The organism is Candidatus Coatesbacteria bacterium (genome assembly GCA_014728225.1).
In the GTDB taxonomy this organism is placed as follows: domain Bacteria; phylum RBG-13-66-14; class RBG-13-66-14; order RBG-13-66-14; family RBG-13-66-14; genus WJLX01.
On sequence record WJLX01000079.1, the window covers coordinates 1 to 20,799 of the forward strand.

General features: G+C 65.0%; 16 protein-coding genes and 1 pseudogene. 5 read left to right on the plus strand and 12 right to left on the minus strand.

Going from position 1 to position 20,799, the window contains the following annotated elements; genetic code table 11:
• Positions 1–69: 69 nt before the first annotated feature.
• Positions 70–189: pseudogene (locus GF399_05645) on the minus strand (IS1595 family transposase).
• A 1,154-nt stretch (positions 190–1,343) separates the two neighbouring features.
• Between GF399_05645 and GF399_05650 the strand changes: the two are divergent.
• Positions 1,344–2,384, plus strand: coding sequence for a peptidoglycan DD-metalloendopeptidase family protein (locus GF399_05650; GenBank protein ID MBD3399799.1), 1,041 nt, complete (start codon positions 1,344–1,346; stop codon positions 2,382–2,384).
• Between the two features lie 102 nt (positions 2,385–2,486).
• Here GF399_05650 and GF399_05655 read toward each other — a convergent pair whose 3' ends face one another.
• The 8 genes from GF399_05655 to GF399_05690 all read right to left on the minus strand — a co-directional run bounded on the left by GF399_05655 (position 2,487) and on the right by GF399_05690 (position 13,092).
• Entirely contained in the window at positions 2,487–4,052 is a 1,566-nt protein-coding gene (locus GF399_05655) for a T9SS type A sorting domain-containing protein (GenBank protein ID MBD3399800.1), read from the minus strand.
• A gap of 152 nt (positions 4,053–4,204) precedes the next feature.
• Entirely contained in the window at positions 4,205–4,864 is a 660-nt protein-coding gene (locus GF399_05660) for a lactate utilization protein (GenBank protein MBD3399801.1), read from the minus strand.
• 468 nt (positions 4,865–5,332) lie between these two features.
• On the minus strand, positions 5,333–6,064 hold the full coding sequence (locus GF399_05665; GenBank protein MBD3399802.1) for a hypothetical protein: 732 nt from the start codon (positions 6,062–6,064) through the stop codon (positions 5,333–5,335).
• Complete coding sequence (locus GF399_05670; GenBank protein MBD3399803.1) at positions 6,021–8,792, minus strand: hypothetical protein; 2,772 nt, start codon at positions 8,790–8,792, stop codon at positions 6,021–6,023. Before GF399_05670 ends, GF399_05665 begins: the two co-directional genes overlap by 44 nt.
• A 242-nt stretch (positions 8,793–9,034) precedes the next feature.
• Positions 9,035–10,291, minus strand: a complete 1,257-nt coding sequence (locus tag GF399_05675) for an NTP transferase domain-containing protein (protein ID MBD3399804.1) — start codon at positions 10,289–10,291, stop codon at positions 9,035–9,037.
• 351 nt (positions 10,292–10,642) lie between these two features.
• Positions 10,643–10,918 carry a hypothetical protein gene (locus GF399_05680; protein MBD3399805.1) on the minus strand — a complete coding sequence of 92 codons (276 nt, stop codon included), beginning with the start codon at positions 10,916–10,918 and terminating at the stop codon, positions 10,643–10,645.
• A gap of 347 nt (positions 10,919–11,265) precedes the next feature.
• A complete protein-coding gene (locus GF399_05685; protein MBD3399806.1) occupies positions 11,266–12,048 on the minus strand; it encodes a sulfatase-like hydrolase/transferase in 783 nt (260 codons plus the stop codon).
• Between the two features lie 3 nt (positions 12,049–12,051).
• Entirely contained in the window at positions 12,052–13,092 is a 1,041-nt protein-coding gene (locus GF399_05690) for a sulfatase-like hydrolase/transferase (protein ID MBD3399807.1), read from the minus strand.
• Between the two features lie 340 nt (positions 13,093–13,432).
• On the opposite strand from GF399_05690, the gene GF399_05695 reads away from it, so the two are divergent.
• Positions 13,433–14,020 (plus strand): hypothetical protein, encoded by a 588-nt coding sequence (locus GF399_05695; protein ID MBD3399808.1) that lies wholly within the window; start codon positions 13,433–13,435, stop codon positions 14,018–14,020.
• Between the two features lie 117 nt (positions 14,021–14,137).
• Here the strand turns inward: GF399_05695 and GF399_05700 are convergent, their stop codons facing one another.
• Both GF399_05700 and GF399_05705 read right to left on the minus strand, forming a co-directional pair.
• Positions 14,138–15,058, minus strand: coding sequence for a hypothetical protein (locus tag GF399_05700; protein ID MBD3399809.1), 921 nt, complete (start codon positions 15,056–15,058; stop codon positions 14,138–14,140).
• The gene (locus tag GF399_05705) at positions 15,055–16,029 is read right to left on the minus strand and encodes a hypothetical protein (protein ID MBD3399810.1); all 975 of its coding nucleotides are present in this window, start codon (positions 16,027–16,029) and stop codon (positions 15,055–15,057) included. Before GF399_05705 ends, GF399_05700 begins: the two co-directional genes overlap by 4 nt.
• 70 nt (positions 16,030–16,099) lie before the next feature.
• On the opposite strand from GF399_05705, the gene menA reads away from it, so the two are divergent.
• Entirely contained in the window at positions 16,100–17,068 is a 969-nt protein-coding gene (gene menA, locus GF399_05710) for a 1,4-dihydroxy-2-naphthoate octaprenyltransferase (protein MBD3399811.1), read from the plus strand.
• Positions 17,069–17,237: 169 nt separating this feature from the next.
• Complete coding sequence (locus tag GF399_05715; GenBank protein ID MBD3399812.1) at positions 17,238–18,275, plus strand: hypothetical protein; 1,038 nt, start codon at positions 17,238–17,240, stop codon at positions 18,273–18,275.
• Positions 18,276–18,540: 265 nt separating this feature from the next.
• Here GF399_05715 and selA read toward each other — a convergent pair whose 3' ends face one another.
• On the minus strand, positions 18,541–19,704 hold the full coding sequence (selA, locus tag GF399_05720) for an L-seryl-tRNA(Sec) selenium transferase (GenBank protein ID MBD3399813.1): 1,164 nt from the start codon (positions 19,702–19,704) through the stop codon (positions 18,541–18,543).
• Between the two features lie 316 nt (positions 19,705–20,020).
• On the opposite strand from selA, the gene GF399_05725 reads away from it, so the two are divergent.
• Positions 20,021–20,335 carry a YtxH domain-containing protein gene (locus tag GF399_05725; GenBank protein ID MBD3399814.1) on the plus strand — a complete coding sequence of 105 codons (315 nt, stop codon included), beginning with the start codon at positions 20,021–20,023 and terminating at the stop codon, positions 20,333–20,335.
• Positions 20,336–20,799: the final 464 nt, after the last annotated feature.

Sequence of the window (20,799 nt, forward strand, 5' to 3'; positions counted from 1 at the left end):
CAGCTCGACGTTCTCCAAAATGGCCCCCAGCAGGTGCTTCTCGCTGCAGTTGGGCGGTAGGCTGACGCGGACCTCGCCGCCCCGCTTGAGCAGCCCGAAGACGGGGATCATGCCGCCGGCGCCCCGGCCTCGCTTTCCTTTACGATGGCCGCCGAAGTAGGACTCATCGACTTCTATGTGCTTGTCGAATGTGCCCTTCGAGCTTTTCCAGCTCGGCCACGCGATCGGCGGCGCTGCGCAATCTCACTGCGTTTCTCCGGCGGCGGCGCGTTGCGACACCCCGAGGGACGATGGCTGAACAACTTACCGCAGCGCTTGCACTTATGACGCCCGTCGCCGCAGCGGTAGTGATAGCGCTAGTTGCACCTTGGACACTTGACGTGCCGGTCTCTAGTTCTGCTCTTCCCCGCCACATTGCCCCCCCTCGTCGGTGGCGGAATGACAGACTTGTTCACGCAGAGAAAAGTACCCAACTGCGATACCTGATGTTCATCTTCTGTGATGATCCCATCACAAATCAGGATGATGGGGGGACTTCACCGGCAGCGCTTTCGTCGATCGCTTTTTCTGTGTCGATGAGCGGTCCAGGATGGTTGATGTTGAACGGTAACAGCAGTGGACGCTCCTCGATGAGATAATGACGCCGGCGCTGGCGCGAACAGCCCCGGGTCGTTGGAGTCGGTATGGCAACCCTGTCTCCCCTCAAGCCCCGCTAAAGAATGTCAATGTACCCGACTCGCTCTCTTCCAACTGCCTTTTTATGAATACGTTATAGGTATTGACAGGTCCATGGCCGTTACGTGATCCCAGTTTTTTAAACTCTACCACACCATCAACCCATAACTCCATGACCTCTAACCACCCTTGCATGAATGAGTTATTGATAATTGGTCCGTCATGTCACGGGAGCCCCGTAATCTAACTGCGCAGGTCGTCATGACCCGGCAAATGGGGGCAACACCGTTGATAAGCTTGCGTTTATCAAGCTGTTGTTGATCTTCACCATACCAACGGGCTCGAGTTTGATCGAATTGGTCAACTTGCCACAGCAGAAAATTTATGCTAGCTTGCGCCCGTTGGAAAGATCGACTGCTATATTTGCATTATTAAACATCATAACATTATTTGACCGCAAAATAATCGCCTTTAGGCTATGAGATCTTGAACTTCGGCGCCACAGCCGGACACCGAGCAGTTTGTCAACGAGAAACCGGTCCTCCGGAGCGACCGCAAACCGCCCGATGCAACCGCCTCGAAGCCCTCAAGGCGGCTTGTCGATCTCGTCGACGATGCATCCGCGGAACCGTCCGGAACGGCCGTGACACTCTCGAAGGAGGGCGAAGTTGCCCGCAAACAGAAACCGCTCCACGAACTACTCCTTGATGATCGTGCCCCACGGAGGCGGCCGCGCCAAACCCTACAGCATCCCCCGCTGGGCCGTTGTCGTGGGTATCGTCCTGCTGGCCGCCATCGTCATCGGACTCGGCGCCACCGCGCTCTACTACGCTACCCGCTACGAGGAGGTCCGCGATGAGCTGGCCCCCCTCGAGGAGCGCAGCGAGTTCCTGGCGCGCAAGAACAGCGAGTACAAGGGCTCGGCCCTGGTCTCCAACTCCGAGCTCAACTCCCTGCGCATCGCCGCCGAGCGCGATCGGCTGGCCTACGAGCGCTCGATGATGAACGTCCGCGCCCAATTGGCCCAGCTCCAGACCTTCTATAAGAACCTGCGGATCATGGCCGGCTTCAAGCTCGAGGAACAGGACGCCGATGAGCTGCTCGGCCGCGGCGGACCCTCCGGCGTCGACGGACCGCCGGCGGAGGAAGCGAGCAGCGTCGAGGACGAGGAGAGCGAAGAGGCCGAGGTGATCACCTCCTTCGGCTACACCAGCCACTCGGCCAACGAGTACGCCGCCAACGAAGCCCTGTTGCTCTCCGAGATGGCCGAACTGAGCCAGGATATGTACAGCCTGGTCCGGGACCTGGAAAGCCGCATCTCGACGATCAGCCCCGACGTGCCCTACGGCGTCCCCGTCCAGGGGGTCATCACCAGCTACTTCGGCGAGCCGCGCTGGCACGGACCCCACAAGGGCCTGGACATCGCCGCCCCCATCGGCACCCCGGTGCGTACCCCGGCCTCCGGCGTCGTCATCGAGGCCTCCTACCGCGGAGCCTACGGCCTGACCGTCTGGATCGACCACGGCAACGGCTACCAGACCCGCTACGCGCACATGGCCAGCGTCGGCGTCGAGATCGGCCAGCGGATCAACGCCGGCCAGGTCGTCGGCGCCGTCGGCGTGACCGGCGCCACCACCGGCCCCCACCTGCATTACGAGGTCCGCCTCAACGGCATCGCCCTCGATCCGGTCAACTACCTGGTTCAGTAACGCTGATTCAGTAACGCCGGTATGGTAACGAACAGTTTATAGGTATCGATAAACCGAGGACGGCCCGCCCGTCCTCGGTTTTCATTCTCAGTTTGGTTCTGTCTAGTGGTTTATCAGCACCCGACGGCTCGCCGTTTCTCCGTCGGCCCGCAGGATGGCGCTGTAGACACCGGGGGCGTAGGAGGTGCAGTCCAGAGCCAGGAGCTGGCGTCCGGAGGTAGGTTCGGGATTCAGGGTTTCCACAAGCCTGCCCGCCAGATCGTAGATTTCCAGCCGCGCGGCCGCGCAGTCCGCGGGCAGCTCGAGCTCAAACGCAGTCCAGTTCGACGCCGGACAGGGATAGGGTGGGTGCAGGACGACCCGGGGTAGAGATTCTTCATCGTAGACGATCTCTACGGGGCCGACCCGGAAGGTCTCACCGTCCGCCGTGGTCGCAACCAGGGTGTAACGGTGGACGCCGGGTTCCAGGTCGCGGTCCAGGTACCTGTAACTCGTCCGGCCGCTGAGGTTCACCACCTCGGAACCGTCTCGCTCCAGCGTCCAACGAGTGCCGCCGGGATCGTCCTCGGTCGTCCAACTGACCAGCACACCGTCGTCCTCCACTCTCGCTTCGAGGTCTGTATCGCTAATACCGATTTGCCAGTCGCGGTAGAAGCAGACGTTATAATTCCCCTCCGCGGAAACGATGCAGATCTGGTCTAGATCACGGAAGAGGTATTTCGGGAATAAATCGATTTCACTATCAGTATACTTTTCACCATACCAATAATCCCCGCCGGGATTGGGCCAGTAACACCACATATCGGCCAATACGACAGGGCCATCCTCGTCGGCGTAGAGCCTTACGGGTGATTGGAAGCCATCGTCGTCGTTGATGACGATCACTTCATCGACCTTATCAGCGCCGTCGTCGGTAATCAGGTGGAGTTCATCTCCCTGAAGGTAGGTAATGTAGACCGTACCGTCGGGACCCAAATACCCGAAGCAATAGCTTCCTGCGATGGTATATTCATCTATCTCAAACTCATACCAGTCAGGTATGAGATACTCGCCGTAGAAATGGGCAAACCTACCATCGCGTTTGATGAATAAATGCTCCGTATTGGTGGGTTCGTGGTATTGGTAGTTGAAATAGGTCGAGCATGAATCAGTGAGCAAGTTCAACCAGACACCATCATAGTAAGACTCATATATCCAACCGGTGTACAGCTTGGAGTTGTCGAGAATGGCGAAACGACCATAGGAGCCCTGCAGGGGGCAGAAAGTTCCAAAGTTATATCGATACCAATCCATTTCCCCCAGACTATAACCATCGGGCCAGGATGGATTACCGACAAATACTTCACCGTCCTGGATAAAGACAACATTATAGTTCCCGTAGCTATCATATACTGGATAATAGGGACGATCACCACAATGATCGTACCAGTCCCAATCCCAACTTGAACCCACACTAACCCATCCGGTTCCTTCCTTCTCGTGCAACACGTAGTTAAAGCCATTATAATCATCGGTTACCACTCGCCATACCCCATCGCCACCGAGATGTGGCGGGCTGACATAACACAGGTTATAAGCGGAACTGATAAACATTTTCGGCCACTCGGCCTGAACGCCGCCGCTGCAACAAAGCAGGCCGATGACGAGGGCGATCGTTAATCTTTTCATTTGGACCTCTCCCAACTGAATGCAGTTAATGGTTACCTGTTTAATATGTTACTTTCCGGAGTAGCTGTCAAGGATTGTTAGCGATTAAAGCCGCCCGGGTGGGCGGCTTTTGCTTTGTTTAACCGGAGCGGGGTTGGCTGCATCCGGGTGGCCTACAATCCCAGGTTTTCGTCGACCAGGATCAGGTGGGTCTGCTGGTGCCCGGCGCGCAGATGGATCAGCAGCCGATTGCAGATGCGCTCCGCGTGATCGCAGTCGTGGCAGTAGCCCGTGGCGGCGCAGGGGGTGTTCTTTTCCAGGCGCATGGCGTTGGCCGGGGCCGCCTTCTCGCGCACCCGGACCACGGCGGACTCCAGGTCCGGGCAGAGCTTGTTGATCCCGCAGACAAGGATCACGCGCTCGGGGCCGAAGCTCAGGCCGGCGACGCGGTTACCCAGCCCGTCGAGGTTGACGATCTCGCCGTCGGCGCTCAGGGCGTTGACACCGGAGAGGAAGACGTCGGCCGACAGGCTCCGGCGCCGGATGCGCAGCTTCTCCTCCCGGGGGGCGTCGACCGGGGCGTAGAGGATCTCGTGGCCGCGCTCGCGCAGGGCCTCCAGGGCGCCGAGCTGAGCCAGGGTCAGCGAGCCACCGGCGCCGACGACGGCTTCCGCGGGAACGCGCTCCAGCAGCTCCCGCAGGGCGGCTTCGCGGTCCTCGACGAAAACGGCCCGATAGCCGAGAGCCTCGAGCTGGGCCGTGACGGCCTCGGCGTTCAGCCGGTGGTAGCGTTCCAGGGAGCGGCGCGTCTTTTCGTCGCCGGCATTGGGCATGGGGTACCTCCACAGGTGAAAGACCTCAGAAAGAGCCGGGGCGTAAACGGTGCTTGGGAATCGCCGATTTAACTGACGGCGGTCGGTCGCGGCTTGGTGGTGTTGCGAAGCCGGTGCTCAGGGCCGGGAGAGTAACACAAGCACCGGGTAGGCTCGTTGCGGCGCCACGGATAGGGGCTGTGATCAAGAGCCGGCAGCAGCTCGGTTGCGCCGATGCCTGCGCCGGTCCGGCGCGGAAGACGCTCTCAACGACCTGCCGCGTGGATTGCCAAAAGCGGTCTCGAGAGCGAACGAGGGGTGACACGTGATAGTGCTCGCGAAGCGGGGGCAAAAGTGTTACAGCAGGCGAGCTACTGCGGTTTGGCTTCGGGACCGGCTCCGTGGTGACCTCGGCTCCAATACCGGAATAACCGCGGGAGTTCACCACTGCGGAAATCGATTGCTCGTGGTCTCTCGTGGACCGTTGGGTTACTCGGACACCTCGGGCGCCCGCAGGGCTCGGGGTCGATCGCGCAGGGTGTCGACGGCGCCGGTGTAGTCGTAGTCCTTCAACTCCAGCCAGAGCGGTTCCGTCGGTCCGCCGAGGTGCAGATGGACCAGCCCGCTGATCGGCACCTCCTCGGAGAGCATCAGCACCCCGCCCGCCATCGAGATCAGCAGGCACGGCGTCCGCCGGGAGTCGGGTTTCCAGAGGAAATCGACCACGGTGTAACGGTCGTTGACCGCCGCCGCCGTGGGGATGCGCCCCGCCAGTTCATCCCATAGCTCGGCCCCGGTCAGTTCACGCACCGGCCCCGGTTCCTCGAAGATCACCGCCCGGTCGGCGGCGGTGAAGACCAGCTCGGCCAGCTCGACGAGGGTAGCCCGGCCCAGTTCCCGGGCCTCGGGATCGTCGATCAGGGCGTAGAAATCCTCGGCGAAGAGCTCCAGATCGTTGCGCTCCAGCTCGAGCTGGATGATGGTTAAACTGGTGCCGCCGTCGTAGGTCAGTTGGAGCACCAGGTAGGCTTCGAGGGCGGGCAGCAGCTCCAGGCGCAGGCCGGCCCGCTGGGCCGGCAGGCGGTAGACGGCCCATTCGCCGGCGTGCCACTCCGGGGGCTCGAAGCCGCCGCAACCACCAAACAGCAGCGCCGCCAGCAAAGCAACCGCCGTCAGCTCAATCGCCCGCTGGTTCATCGTCATCACCTCCCGTCGGTTCATCGCCCGGAGCCTCGACCCGCAACTCCTCCGGCAGAGTGAAGGCCTCGGGAACGCCGGCTCCCGCGGGAACCGGTGACTCGTCGGCCGGCGGGGCTTCTTCGTCGTGACTCGGCGCTTCGTCGCCGCCGGTCAGCTCGACCCGCGTCTTGCCGGTGGAAGCCAGCAGGCCGAAGTTGCGCTCGCGGAAGATCTCTTCACCGCGGTTCCAGAACAGGCCGACGTTGCGACCCATGCCGATGGTGTAGCCGATGACCTCGCGCTCGAGCTTCATCAGCGCCGCCCGGGCCCAGTCGCCGCCGGCGCCGCGGCTGATCCAGAAGGGCCCCAGCATCTCGAAGATCTCGTACAGCCGGGCCTCACCGCCGGGGTAGCTCTGGCAGGGGAAGGTGTACTCCCCGGCCAGGAAACGGCGCAGGTCGAGGGCCAGGCGGGCCAGGAAGGGTTCGATGTCGCCGCCGCAAGGGCCGAAGAAATAATCCACCCCGGACAGGCCCGGGTAGTCCATCTTGTAGGCCGGCGGCGCGGCGAAGGGGAAGTCCTCCGGCGTTTCCAGCAGCGGCCAGCCACCCTCGGGTTCGGCAACGGGCTCACGCTCGGGCAGGGCGGCGATTTGCTCCCGGTACCAGGCGGCCTCACCGACGCCGTCCGGGGGCGGCGGGATCGTCGAGTAGATATCGCGTAGCAGAACCTTGATCCCGTAGGGTCCGGCGTTATACATCGCCCCGGCCAGCTTGAGCCGCAGCAGGGTGCCCCAGCGCGTGGTGAAGTCCAAGGCGCCGCCGGGGCGATAGGCCGCCTGGAAACGCGGCTCGAAGTCCCAGCGGCTCTGGGAGACCAGCACCAGCTTGAGATACTGGATGCCGACCTGAAGGTTGAGTTCGTTGATGTAGCGCAGGTCGTAGCGCGTCTCCAGCGGGAGGGAGGGGAAGCCGACGCGTTGGGTCTCGCCGTCGCGCTCGTACTCCAGTTGATAACCCCCGTGGCGGACGGGATCGCCGGTGAGCTGCATGTAGCCCGTGGCCGAGCCGTGGCCGTAGGCCGCCCTGTAGCTGCGCCCCGAGCCCAGCACGTGCATCAGGCCGCACTCCTGGTAGCTGACCGCCTGGCAGAAAGCGCGGAAGGCCCCGTCGGCGATGTCGTAGCGCGTATGGGGGTTGAGTAGCAGCTCGCGCTGGGCTTCGTCGAGGAAGCCGGGATGGTCGGCGCCGTCGGGCCGGGCGGCGTTGTAGCGCGCCGCCAGCTCGGCGAAGCGATGATAGAGGCTGCGCTGCGGATGCTCGGCGTCGTAACAGGGCAGGTTGTCGAAATCGTCCAGGACCCACTCCCCGGGCAGACCGGGCAGGCTGAAGCGCAGCTCGGCGAGGGCCTGGAAGGTCTCCGGTCCGACGACCCGGGCCAGCAGCTCCGGCGGCGGCGGACCCTCGCCCAGCATCCCGCCCAGGTTGCCGTGCCTGCGCAGGAACTCCTCCGCCGTCGGCGTCGGGTGGGGAAAGCGCTCATGGAAGGCGCCCAGCAAGCGCACCAGCTCGTCGTCGAACTGGCCGTCGGTGTCCCGGCAGGGCTCGAAGACGGTCCCCTCGAGCTCCGCCGCCGTGGTCAGCGCCAGATTGAGCCGGCGTTTGAGATGGGCCAGGACGTCGCTGTGGTATTCCGGGGCGTCGGTCAGCCCGGGACGCTGGGCCAGGCAGGGGAAGTCGGACCGCCGTACCTCGAGCTCCGCCGGCCCCAGCACCGGCGTCAGCGCCCGGGGCGGTTTGTAACCGTAGTGCGGCCGACCCTCGGCGTCGACGGGATGGCGCAGGGCGAAGGGGCCGTTGGCCTCCGCCGCACCGGGCAGCACGGCCAACCGCGGGTAATCGCCCTCCCGGTCCAGGGTGCTGTAGCTGCGGCCCTCGCTCTGGACCCGCACCTCGACGGCGTAGGAGCCGAAGGGCACCGGGCGGTCGCGGTAGGCGCCCAGGTTGCCCAGGCCGTTCCAACGGAAGTCGTTGACGGCGTTCCGGCTCAGCCGTCGCCGATCACCGTAGTCGCCGACCGGCTCCGTGGTGTCGGCGAGGAAGACCAGCTCGGGCTCCTCCTCCTCACCGACGGGCAAACGCCAGATGCGCAGCGTCACGGCGTCCGCGGCCGCCGGAACCGGATCCAAATCGTAATGCAGCAGGTAGCCCGGGGCCGCGGTGCGCCGCGAGGGCTTGGGATAACAACGGAAGTCGGCCTCGCGAACGTTGAGCACCAACCGGCCGTCGTTGTCCCAGTAGGGAATGCTGTCCTCGCCGAAACCGCGCTCCCAGGTGTCGTAGATCGCCGCCTCGAGGGGCTCACCCTCGCCGGCGATGTAGAAGGTGTAGCGGTGGCGTTCCAGATCGCGCTGGCGCGCCTGGACCAGGGAACCGTTGAGCAGCAAGGAGGGCCGCAGTTCGCCGAAGTCGTCCTCACCCGCCGAGCGGAACTGGGCGTCGGCCAGGGAGCCATAGCGGTAGCGGTAGGTCCCGCTGACCGTGACCTTGTACAGCCGGCCCTCCTCCAGGGGCAGGGCCGTGCGCACCGGGGTGCCGTCGGCGGGGACGGCGACCTCGAAGGGGTCGTAGGCCGGGGTGGGGATGATGAACAGCAGCAGGCCGACGAAGCCCGTCAGCGCCAGGAAGGCCCAGTCCACGCGCAGGCCGGTGCGCTCTTTAGACCACTGGGCGGCGAAGAAACGCCCCAGCCGACCGGCGACACGTTTCAACAGGGATGCTTTAGTCGGCTGATCACTCATGGAGTCTTTTCACGCGGCGAGACCTTTTGTCGACGGGTCCAAAAGGAGCGGCGTCAACTGCAGGGGTTGCGCCGCCGGAACCGGCACGGTTTTTGCATCTCGGCGACCGTTGGAGCGGCGGCAACGCTCCGCCTCCGCAAAAACCGTGCCGGTTCCGGCTCGTGGGAAGGGGCGGTTCAGCGGCTCGACAAAAGGTCTCGCCGCGGAGCGCCTCAGCCGTGGATGGTCGAGCCGCTTTCCACCTGGCGGTCGTGGAAGGCTCGGGGGTCGGTGACGTCGGGGTGGATGACGACGTTGCGGCCGATGGAGGTCTGGCGCGGGATGCGGGCGTTGCGTCCGACGACGGTCAAGCCGCTGTCGTACTTCTGCGGTTCTTCGGTGTTGGGGGACTTGTTTTCCCCGGTGCCCAGCAGGGTCTCGACGCCGACGACGACATTCTTGTCGATGATGGCGTGGTCGACGACGGCGCCTTCCTCGATCACCGTGTCCGAGAAAATGATCGAGTCGCGCACCACGGCGCCGGAGTGGATCTCGACGTGGGGCGAGATGACGCTGCGCTGGACCACGCCGTTGACGCTGGAGCCGTTGGAGAGCAGGCTCTCCGAGACCTTGGCCCCTCGACCAAGGCGCACCGCCGGGGCCTCGGCCGAACGGGTGTGGACCCGGTGGTCGGTGTCGTAGAGATCGAACTCGGGTAACGGGCTGAGCAGGTCCATATTGGCCTGCCAGTAGCTCTGGATGGTGCCCACATCGCGCCAGTAGCTCTCCTGGAAGCGGTGGACGCGGATGCCGAGGCGTCGTTCGACGCAGGTGGGCAGAATGTTCTTACCGAAATCGTGGGCCGAGTCCTCGAGCACGGCGTCCTCGACCAGCAGCTCATCGAGCAGCTCGAGGTCGAAGATGTAGATGCCCATGTTGGCCAGGTTGCTGGGCGGATCGGGCACCTTCTCCAGGAAGCGGGTGATGGTGCCGTCCTCGTCGGCCTCGATGACGCCGAAGCGCGGAGCGTCCTCCCAGGGGACCTCCATCGCCGCCACGGTGACCCGGGCGCCGGACTCCTTGTGCTCGGCGATCATCCGAGCGTAGTTCATCTTGTAGATGTGATCGCCGGAAAGGATCAGCGCCCGTTCCGGTTTCTGGTCGCGCAGCCAGGGCAGGTTTTGGAAGACGGCGTCGGCCGTGCCCCGGTACCAGCCGTCGACCTGGCCCCCCGGGTGGGGATGCAGCAGGGTCAACCCGCCCTCGAAGCGGTTGAGGTCCCAGGGCGCCCCCCGGCCCAGGTGGTGCATCAGCGAGTGCGGCCGGTACTGGGTCAGTACGCAGACGTTGTAGACCAGGGAGTTGACGCAATTGGAGAGGGTGAAGTCGATGATCCGGTACTTGCCGCCGAAGGGTACGGCGGGCTTGGCCCGCTTGGCGGTCAGTATGCCGAGGCGGTTGCCCCGGCCCCCGGCCAGGATGACGGCCATGGTTCTCTGCACTGCGACTCCTCCCGCTGGATTGCCTTGTGCGTAACTAGGCGCTTGGACCGCTTTCGATTATAACAACAAACCGGGAGCCTGACAGCCCCCGGTTTCCTCTAGTGCCTTGCGCTTGATGAGTAACGGCCCGGGCGAGACCTTTGAAAACAACCCATCGACCGCCTCGACGGTTCGAAGGCTCTCGCCGCCGGAACCGGCACGGTTTTTGCATCTCGGCGACCGTTACGAACGATGATAACGCTCGGCCTCCGCAAAAACCGTGCCGGTTCCGGCGGGGGTGCGGCCGCTGGTCACGGTTGGTGCTCGAGTTGTTTTCAAAGGTCTCGCCCGGGCCGTCGGTCAGTATTTGAGCGCCGCGCCTTCTTGTTGCTGGACGTGTTTGAAGAACTCGCATTTCGTCAGGCAGTGGCGCATTTTCTGCGCCCAGTTACCCTGGATGCGATCCTGGCAGAGGGTTCCCTCGACCATCCAGCAGTAGCGCCCGGCGTGCTGACCGTGGTTGTAACCGTCGAATTTCTGGTTGGTGAACACGGGGCAGACGCCGTACTCGCTTTCCCTGACTCCACCGGGTTGTCGGCCGCAGTCCATGTATTGCCAGCAGTTTTCCCTGGTCATAGTACAAGGCTCCTGATAATGGTCGAATTCATTATATCACGAAATAAGGATATTCTACTCATACAATACGGTATTTATCCGTTAAGGCGGGGACAGCCGTAGGTTATGGTGCGCGCGGGGGAACCGCTGTCTCGGCGGTGCTCGGTGTGTCGGGGTTGGTGACGGCCGGGTTGGTGGTTGTCGGTGGGGTGGATTTGGCCCAATGGCCCCAGCTGGTTGCTCATAGGCCGCTCACTGCATATAGCCCACGGCGCGGAGCTGCTCGAGCTGGGCTTCATCGTAGTAGCCCCAGGCCACATTGGTACCGTAGTGCTCGGCCAGGGGCGGGAGAGCGTCGCGGTGTTCGTCTATCTGTTCGGCCAGCCCCGCGGCCGGGGCGGGATGCTCGGCGGCGACGTCGTCGGGCCGGGCGTAATAGTCGAGATACAGCTCGGGCGGCGTTCCGGCGTCGCGATCGAGGAACAGCCCGGCGTTGGCGCCGGACTCGATCCGACGGAAGATCCAGTCGGAGTGGGCGGCGAAGCCGGACAGGTTGTTGCAGCGCTGGGCGTCACGGCACGGTCGGGGTCGGGGTCGTCGAGGAGGGAGACGCCGTTGAGTAGGTCCGGATCATAGTCCAGGCCGAGGGCCTCCAGAACGGTGGGGTGGAGGTCGCAGAGGGAGACGGGTGCCGCGACGCGGCGGCCGCCCTCGAGGCGTTCGGGCCAGTAGACGACCAGGGGCACGTGGGTCAGCTCGGGGTGGAGGTTGAGGCCGCCGTGGAGGTAATCGCCGTGCTCGGCGAACTCCTCGCCGTGGTCGCCGTTGAAGACGAGGGCGGTGTTGTCCCACAGGTTGCGGGCCTCGAAGATGTCGAGGATCCGCCCCAGGTAATCGTCGACGACGCGGGCTTCGCCCTCGTAGAGGCGTTGGAGCTGGGCGGTTTCAGCCGGGGTGATGTTTCCAGCGACAATCTCAGCAGCGGTGAAGGCGAAGCTGTCGCGCTCGAAACGGCCCTCGTAGTCGTTTTGCGGGCGGTACTCCTCCGGCGGGACGTAGGGGTCGTCGACGTCGAAGAGGTGGATGTAGACCAGGTCGCCGCCGCTGGGGTTGAGGTTCTCTACCAGCTCGAGGCCCAGCTCGGGGACCAGCCGTCAGGTGTGATCGTAGAAGATCTTGTTGAGTCGCAGGGCCAGCTCGAAGGACCAGTCGAGGTACAGCGGTCCCCAGCGGTACTCGAGGAAGCCGCCGCCGAAGACCAGCTCGCAGCGCAGGGCGTAGTAGTCGAAGCCGGACTTGAGGCCGCTGTTGTTGGTGAAGATGTTGTTGGCGATCGCCGCCCGGGTGCGCCAGCCGTGGTCCCGCAGGATCACCGGCAGATAGGGCACGCCCCCGCGCAGCCCGGCGCTGGAGTCCATGCCGTTGACTGCGGGCTCCAGCCCGGAGAACAGCGCCGTCACCGCCGGAACGGTCCAGTTGCTGGGCGAGTAGCAGTTGTCGTAGGTCATGCCGCGGCGGGCCAGGCGTTCGAGGTTGGGCGTGGGGACGGGTCCGCCGTAAAGGGCGTTGACGTCGGCGCGGTGGGCGTCGGAGAGGACGATGACGACGTTGACCGGGGCGGCGGGTTCGGGGTTGACGGAGAGGGAGGGCGGCTCGACGGGTAGGAGGAAGATCAGCGCCAGCCAGAGCGCCGCGCCGCCGGCCGGGACCCAACCGCAGATGCGAGCCAGTTCGAGGACCAGCTCCCGACGTTTGAACCAGCCCCAGACCAGCAGGGCGCCCAGCCCCAGGGTCGCCAGATAGGATAGGGCGGCGGTCAGGGAGTGGAAGATATTCAAATCGGCCCGCAGTCCCAGCAGGGCCGTCGCGGCGGCGGCCACGGGCACGACGCCCCAGCGCAGCCGGCGCTCCTCGTCCAACCTGAGCAGCCGGGTCAGGCCGATGTAGAGGACGACGAGGGGCAGGCAGACCAGCAGGGCCGTGAGGGGAAAGAGGACCAGGGCGCCGGAGAGCCAGCGCAGCAGCTCGTGGAAGCCGACCCCGGCGTAGAACCACGAGGGCGGCTCACCGTGGAGCAGCAGGTAGCCGCCGCTGAACAGCAGCAGGTAGGCGTAGGCGGCGGGCAGCGCCGCGGTGATCAGGCGTCGGCACTCCTTGATGAAGCCGGTCCGGGGGTGCCCATTGGTCTCGTTCATAAAGGACGGGAAACGGTGGGAACTGGTCGTTCGGGGTTCAGCCGCCGAGGCGGTTGCCCCGGCCCCCGGCGAGGATGACGGCCATGGTTCGCTGCACCGCGACTCCTCCCGCTGGATTACCTCGTGCGTAACTCGGCGCTTGGAGCGCTTGCGATTATCACAACAATCCGGGGGCCTGACAGCCCCCGGTGGGAGGATACTCCACGACAGGTCTATTCGGTTCGTTGTATCGGACCCGACTTGTCAGGCGGCACTGATTAGAGTTAGCGACAGTTCATCTCGAACCACTTTTGTCGAAAAGACAGCCAGAGGCTCACAACCCAGAAACGCTATGGATGAGATGAAGAAGTTGCTGCTAGTTATGATTGTCTTGATCGTGCCGACCCTTGTCGGTTGCGGTGACGGCACCGCCGAAGAAGCCGCTGCATCTGCCGAGAACCCGGAAGACAATACCGAAGAGATCGCGGGGACTGAGGAGAAGGCCGTTCCCGACTACGACGGACCTGATTTCTACACCCTGGAAGTTGGAAACGAATGGCCCTATTATCACATCTCTTTCGGTTCCGAGAGTCACTCCTTCACCGATGAAGTGTACAACGAGAAGGAAGGGGTGTATTACATCAGGCGCACCTGGAGTCACGGATCAGAAAGCATCACCAAGCTGGAGAAAGAAGGTCCATACGTATATGAGATTGATAGGGATCAACGTGAACTGATCCTGGATATGTCCGCTGAGTTTGGTGATTTCTGGGGCGATTACGAGCTTCTTGATGATAACTACACTTGGACATACAGGGGTGATGAGATCGAAGGCTGCTTTGTTGTTGCCAATGGTTATAATGAGGAAGTCGTCTATGCCCCAGGAGTTGGACCTGTTCGCATAACGACACTCGTCGACCCCGACAATTTGAAGCGCAAGCAGCAGTAACTCCCCGAAACCAGGACCCGCAGATGGTCGTTGAGTTAACAGGTCGGGTCAAGTGACCCGACCTGTTCTCCAGCAGTGTGCCATCACGAAGACAGAGCTAGCCGCTTGCCATCGCCATCACCCCAGCTCTTCCAGCTCGGTCAACGCCGCGCCGTGCTTGAGGTCGTAGTCGCTGACCAGCAGGGAGTCGCAGTTCAGCCGCTCCAGGACCTCGAGGACGACGGCGGTGCCGGCGACGATGATCTCGGCGCGGCGGGGCTCCAGGGCCAGCATCCGGCGGCGCTCGGCCAGCGTCTGTCCGGCCAGCTCGTCGAGGCGCCGTTCGAGGTCGGTACGTTCGAGGCGCGCACCCTGAACCAGCAGGGGCCGGTAATCGTCCAAACCCAGTTCGAGGGCCGCCAGAGTGGTTACGGTGCCGCCGGCGGCCGCGGCGGCGAGAGCGCCGGGAAGCTCGACGGCGCCCAACAGGCCGCGCAGGCGGTTGCGCAGAGCGGTCAGCTCCTCGAAGGTCGGTGGGTCAGCGGCCAGGAACTCGTCGGTCAAGCCGACGGCCCCCAGGGCCAGGGAGCGGTTGCGCAGCCCGCCGTCGCTCCACCAGGACAGCTCCGTCGAGCCGCCGCCGACGTCGAAACAGCAGTACTCCCGGCCGTCGAGCTTCAGGTTGCGCAGCCCCTCCTCGACGCCCACCCGGGTGAGGAAGGCCTCCTCGGATCCGCTGAGGATGTGCAGGCGCAGGCCGTGGCGCTGTTTCAACGCCTCGACCAGCTTCCCGACACCCCCGAGGCGGCGGGCGAAGTGAGTGGCGCAGGCTTTGATCACCTCGGCGCCGTGCCGTTCGCCCCAGTCGAGGGCCCGCGCCGTGGCCGCCAACGCCGCTTGCAGCGCCTCGTCGTCGATAGCACCGTCACGGCTCCCACCCAGCCGGGTGGTCCGGCCCCCGATCGCCAGGGGGGCCAGGGGTCCGCCGGGCAGGACGTCGGCCAGCAGCCAACGCAGGGAGTTGGAGCCGTAATCGAGGACGAGGACGCGCCGGCTCACTCCGGACCGCCCTTCTCCAGCCGCGGCAGACTGGTGCCCGGCCGGGCGACGACGTCGGCGGCGGCGCGGGAGGCCAGCTCGACGGCGCCCGTCGGGTTCAGCCCGGCGGCCAGGGCCAGCCCCAGGGCGGCGCTGACCGTATCACCGGCGCCGGTGGCATCCACCACCCGCCGCGGCGCACAGAGGGCCTCGCGGCGCAGGCGGCCGTCGGCATGGTATAAGTCCATCCCCAACCGGCCCCGGGTGACGCAGAGCCAATCCAGACCCAACTCCCGGCGGCAGCCCGCGGCCTTGTCGGCCAGGGAGGCCGTCCCCCCGGAACCGCACCGCCACCACAGCTCCACCTCGCGCCGGTTGGGCTTCAGGCAGGCCGCCCCGGCGAAGCGTCCCAGATCATCCCGGGTGTCGGCCAGCCAGGGTTTGTTGATTGAGCGGACGGTCTCGAGCAACCGGTCGTCGACGACGCCGTTGCCGTAATCGGAGACCACCACGGCGGCGCAGTCGGCGCCCGCCTCGACGATCAGCCCGCGCAGCCGCTCGATGACGTCGTCGGCGAGGGGCCCGCGCCGCTCACGATAACTGTGGAAGACGTGCTGCTCGTCGGGGGCCGTGGCCACCAGCTTCAGTTTGGCCGTCGTCGGCCGTTCGGCGAGTTCGAGCACCCCGCCGGTGTCGACGCCCAGCTCACCGAGCAGCGCGTTGAGCCGACGCCCCTCCCCGTCCGCTCCCAAAACGGCGACGACACGAACCTCGCCGCCCAGGACGGCGGCGTTGGCGGCCACGTTGGCGGCCTGGCCCGGAGCGATCAGCCGCTCGGCCTCGTCGAGGCAGGCCACCGGTGCTTCCTTGGCGATGGCCGTGACAGCGCCGTAGCGGTACTCATCCAGGCAGAGGTCGCCGACGACCAGCAGGGATCGCCCGCGCACGGCTCGCAACAGGGCCTCGATCTCGGACGGGGATGTATCAGGCATGGGACGATTATAGAGCCCCGGCGGGGTGCGAGTAAAGGGCGCGTTGACTTGAAAGCCCGCGGGTGCTAGGATGCGGGCGCCGCCCACCGGGCGGTCTAAGCCAAAAGCCCGCCTCCCGGAGCCAATGGTGAACTGCAAACTGCTCAGCGAAACCCTGCGGGCGCCCTTCTTCACCGCCACGCTGTCGACGGTCCTGGTGGGCAACCTGGCCGGCTTCGCCCATACCGGACGCCTGGACCCGCTGATGCTGGTGCTCTCCCTGGCGGCGATGCTCTTCGTTCACGCCGGCGCCAACACCGCCAACGACTACTTCGACGCCGCCACGGGCAACGACGACGTCAACCCCTACCACACGCCCTTCAACGGTGGCTCCCGGGTCATCCAGGACGGCCGGGTCAGTCGCCGGACCGTTGGTCTGATCTCCCTGGTCAGCTTCCTGGCCGCTACCGGTCTGGGCCTCGTCATCTGGCTGCTGACGCCGGGAAACCTGATCCTCTGGCTCGGCCTGTTCGGCGTCCTGACCGGCGCCGCCTACACCGCTCCACCACTGCGCTTGGGGTATCGCGGCCTCGGCGAAGCCGTCATCGCCCTCGATTTCGGCCTGCTGCCCGTCGTGGGCGGCTTCTACGTCCAGACCGGCGCCTACCACCCCGCCGCCCTCTACGCCGGGATCACCCCCAGCCTGCTGATCCTGGCCGTCATCTGGATCAACCAGTTCCCCGACTACCAGGCCGACGCCGCCGTCGGCAAGCGCACCCTCGTCGTCAGACTGGGACGGCGACGCTCGCGCTGGATCTTCGCCGCCCTGCTGACCGGCGTGTACCTGGCCTCGCTGATGCTTACCCTCCTCGACCGGGCACCCTGGTGGACACTCCTCGTCTGGACCACCCTGCCGCTGGCCGTCGGCGCCCTGCGCATCGCCTGGCGACGCTACGACGAACCCCTGGAACTCATTCCCGCCGAGGGCAAGACCGTCCAGCTCCAGCTCTTCGGTAACCTGGCCCTGGCCGCCGGTTACCTGCTCGCGGGGCTGAGCTGACGGGTGAACCCGTTGAATAACCGCCGCGGACGCTACGACGGCTCGCCCGAGGTAGGTTTCTCAACGGGCTCCTAACCGGCTTCGGGGGAAGCCCCCTGTGAGAAGTGCTATAATAACCCGTACCGACCCTTAACACCATCAGCCCCAGCACACTCGAAACGGTTGAACGATGGTCTTCGAAGCCCTCAACAGCTACCTGGCCGTGGATCTGACCCGGGTCGTCGAACGGATGGGCGAGATCGTCACCGAGGGCTGGGCGGAGGAGACCGAGCTGCTCGACGGCCTGGCGGCGATCCCCGGCGCTGAGAGCCTGGGCATCCGGCGCACGGTGCGCAGCCTGATCGAGGCCGGAGGCAAGCGCCTGCGGGCCGCCACGGCCCTGCTGGCGGCCCGGGGGCGGGGAGACGCACCGGCCGGCGAGCAGGCCGTCGAACTGGGCGCCGTCGTAGAACTCCTCCACCTGGCCACACTGATCCACGACGACGTCATCGACCGCTCGGCCCTGCGGCGCGGCACGGCCACCCTGCATACCGTCGTCGGCGAGCCCGTGGCCGTCCTGGCCGGCGACCATCTCTATTCTCACGCCCTCTGGGACCTGTTGCGCCTGGTGCCGCGGCTGAATATCGTGCGGCGCTTGGCGCGCACCGTCGACGTCCTCTGCCGGGGCGAGATCCTGCAGAACCGCCTGGCCCGCAGCGGCGACGCCGGGTGGAAGCCGCCAGACGAGGACCAGTACCTACAGATCATCGGCCGCAAGACCGCCGATTTCATCGCCGCCTGCGGTGAGACCGGCGCCCTGCTGGCCGAAGAGCCGGAGCTGGTCGAACCGTTGAGCCGCTACGGTTACGCCCTGGGCCTGGCCTTCCAGATCACCGACGACCTGCTGGACTACACCGGCGCCAGCCGCCGCACAGGTAAGGAGGTCGGCAACGACTGGGAGCTGGGCCGCTTGACCCTGCCGCTGATCCACGCCCTCCACGATCCCACACATCACGAGCGTTTGAGCGTCCTGCTGGACCGCGACGACGACGACGCCCGCGCCGAGACCATGGCCTTGCTGCACCGGGCCGGCTCCCTGACTTACGCACAGCGGCGGGCCGCCGACTTCGTCGAGCAGGCTCGGGACGCCGTCGCCGACTATCCCAACCAGCGGGTTGCCGAGGTGCTGCGCCGTACCGCCAACGACGTCCTCGAGCGCCGGTGCTGAACACCACGAACCAAAACGATATTATTATCGGGAGGATCCGTCGATCCTCCCGATTTCGACTTTCGCGGCCGCCTGAGGCGGCGACCTCTGAAAAACAGCCGGCGCGAAAGCCACTGAACCACGGCACCACAGCGCGTCGGAACTGGCACGGTTTTTGCATCTCGACGACCGTTACGAGCGACGATAACGGTTCGCCTCCGCAAAAACCGTGCCAGTTCCGACGCTTTCCCGTTTCGGCTGTGTGGTGATTTTTCGGGGCTGTTTTTCAGAGGTCGCCGCCGGTCATGATCCCTCGGGCGATTTGGCACAGCGTTTCGTCGTTCTCCGGCGGAAGTGAACGCAGGTCCAGCAGCAGTCGGTCGTCGACCACCCTGCCGTAGACGCCGGCCCGGCGGCAGCGTCGCGCCAGCTCTCGGGCGTTCGGTTGGGCCTGCTCGATCAGTAATCCGGCACCGGGAAAATCGACCAGGGGCAGGGCGCCGGAACCGGCCCGGCCGACGGTGTTCGTCACCTCGATGGTAACGCCGGGCAAAGAGCTTTCCCGCAGCTTACGGCTCAGCAGTTCGGCCCGCCGGTGCAGCTCCTCCGCCGGGGTGCCGAGCAGGCGCAGGGTGGGCAGCTCGTCTTGCCGTCCGGCGAGGTAGAGCTCGAGCAGCGCCGCCAGACCGGCCAGCATGGTCTTGTCGAGGCGGGCCGCCCGGGCCAGGGGATGGTGGATGCAGCGCTCGACGAGCTCCCGTCGTCCGACGATCAGCCCGGCCTGGGGACCACCGAAGAGCTTGTCGCCGGAGAAACAGACCAGGTCCGCGCCGTCGGCCAGGGCCCCGCGGACCGTCGAGGCCGTCCCCGACCAGGGCGTCGACTCCAGCAGGCCGGAGCCCTGATCGTAGATCAGCGGCAGTCTGTGCTCGTGGGCCACAGCGGCCAGCTCGGCCAGATTCGGCTCGCGATAGTTACCCTCGAGGCGGAAGTTAGAGCGATGGGCGGCGAAGATCGCCCCCGTGCTCGTGTCGACGGCCCGGACGTAGTCCTCGACGGTGGTTCGATTGACGCTGCCCACTTCGACCAGACCGCAGCCCGAGCGGGCCATCACCGCCGGCATCTCGAAGGAGCCGCCGATGGCCACCAGGCGCGAGACGCCGACGACGGCGTTCTTCGGTGCGCAGCAGGCCGCCAGACAGATCAGCGTCGCCGCTGCGTTGTTGTTGAAGGCGCAGCCGGGTTGACCGAGCAGTCTCTCCAGCCGCCGACCGACGACGTCCTGACGTTGACCGCGCCGACCGCTGTCGGGCTCGATCTCCACCGTGGCCGCGCCCGCCGCGGCCCGCATGGCTGCTGCGACCTCGGGATGCAGCGGCGCCCGTCCCAGGCCGGTGTGCAGCACCACGCCGGTGCAGTTCAATACCGGAGCGACCTCGTTCACGATCAGACCTCATTCCCGTTGAGGGTACAATTCATTGTACCCTCAACGGTACCCTGGGGCCAAGGCTCAGGCAAAAACCGCTGGAAAACCAATCCGGAACAGCTTTCACAGCGGGTTCTTCACCCAGACCGGCATATCCGCAACCCGCTGTAAGCCCGCGACATACCCGTTTCGGGCTACGCCCCCCTTGACAAGGAGCCCAAGTTTCTGCTAACCTACACCTTCCGTTGCAACCGTACTCCGGTGGAAATCCTTCACCGGACTGTAACCACACCAACGATGAACTGGGGTGACTACGGTCACCTCGCATAGGGGGTGTACGATGAAGAAACTACTCACTCTCACCTTGATCGGCATTTTCGCGCTGGTCGCGCTGAGCTTCACCGCCTGCGAGAGCGAAGAGGAAGAGGCCGCTGAGGAGGCCGCTGCCGCGCTCGAGGAAATGGGCGAGGAGATGGAAGCCGCCGCCGAAGAAGCCGCCGCCGAAGCCGAGGAAATGGCCGCCGACGCTGCTGAAGCCGCTGAGGAAGCCGTCTCCGAAGCCGAGGAAGCCGCTGATGAGGCCGCCGCTGAAACCGAGGCCGCCGCTGAAGAGGCCGAAGGTGAGGCTGAGCAGACCGAAGAGTCCGCTCAGTAACCAATCTTCACCAATCCTGAAGGGGCCTGGATTCAGGCCCCTTCTTTTTACGGCGCACGTCGGTTTTATCCCGGGGCGCAGCAATCACCCATGTACGCGTAGAAGGGGCCTGGATTCGGGCCACTTCTCTTTTTTATCGCCGGATCAGTTTATCGCCGGATCAGTCTTTTCCCTGGGCTCAGTTATCACCCACGTTCACGCAGAAGGGCCTGGATTCGGGCCCCTTCTCGTTTACGCCTTTTCGAGAAAGCAGCGAGGGCTTCCCGCTACCTGAGGAAGCTCGCGAGGTAAGGCGTTCAGCTCCCCAACAATTGCGTTACCCGACCAATCAGCCGAGCTGCCTGCCGCCTCTTTAAGCCAAGTGAGTACCGTTTCGTCACCCCGGGCTAACCGGTTTGAGCAGCCGCCCCTACTCCGGTCGCCGTCACGGTTCTTGCATTCCGGGTTCGACCCGCCGCTGCGGG